At 63.9% G+C, this 938-nt stretch carries 1 protein-coding gene; it reads right to left on the bottom strand.

What is annotated here, in order from left to right:
- Positions 1 to 795 (bottom strand): IS256 family transposase (locus LCE31_RS39915; protein WP_225023207.1); only part of this gene is annotated, 795 nt, incomplete at its 3' end.
- Between the last annotated feature and the right edge of the window lie 143 nt (positions 796 to 938).

Below are 938 nucleotides of genomic sequence, written 5' to 3'. Positions count from 1 at the left end.
GGTACGGGCCCAGACCTCGCCGACCGCATCGGGCAGCCCTTTCAACCCGTCGCAGACCAGCATCAGGACATCTTCAAAGCCCCTGTTCTTGAGCTCGGAAAGCACTCGAAGCCAGTGCTTGGCGCCTTCGCCGCCGTCGCCGGCCCACAGCCCGAGGATGTCTCGATGTCCCTCGGCGGTGACCGCCAGTGCCACATAGACGGGCCTGTTCGCTACTTGGCCATCGCGAATCTTGACGTTGACAGCGTCAATGAAGACGACCGGACAGACGCGGTCGAGCGGGCGATTCTGCCATTCCCCCATGCCGTCCATCACCTTGTCGGTGATCGTGCTGATGGTCATCTTGGAGGCACTCGCGCCGTAAACCTCGGCCAGGTGCGCGGAGATCTCGCCGTGCGTGAGCCCCTTCGCCGAGAGCGAGAGAACCATCTCATCAACGCCGGTCAGCCGGCGCTGCCCCTTCTTGACGATGGCCGGCTCGAACAAGCCCTCCCGGTCACGGGGGACATCGATCTCGACCGGGCCGATGTCGGTCAGCACGGTCTTGGACCGGGTGCCGTTACGGGAGTTGCCGCCGTCCTTGCCCGCCCGGCCGTGCTTGTCATAGCCGAGGCGGTCGGTGATCTCGCCTTCCAGGACAGACTCCAGAACCGTCTTGGTCAGCTGCTGCAACAGCCCACCCTCGCCGGCTGGCTGAAGGCCCTTGCTCCGGGCCTGCACGACGAGCTGGTCGATGAGCCTCTGCTCGACCGCCGCACTCTCCAACGACGGTTCCGCCTGGTCGTCGGCGGCCACGGACTCGGTCACGGTGTCAGTCACTTGATGTCTTTTCCTTGATCATCAGTTACACCGGAGACCGGGCTCTGTTCCGTAGTCGGTGGTGACGGCCGGTGACAGGCGTCGTTGATGTTGTATGCGAGATGTCAACTCCCTTGTTG

The organism is Streptomyces sp. 8L (assembly GCF_020176795.1).
Classification (GTDB): domain Bacteria; phylum Actinomycetota; class Actinomycetes; order Streptomycetales; family Streptomycetaceae; genus Streptomyces.
Note: the sequence above shows the minus strand (reverse complement) of the source record. Positions and strands in the feature narration are given on the sequence as shown.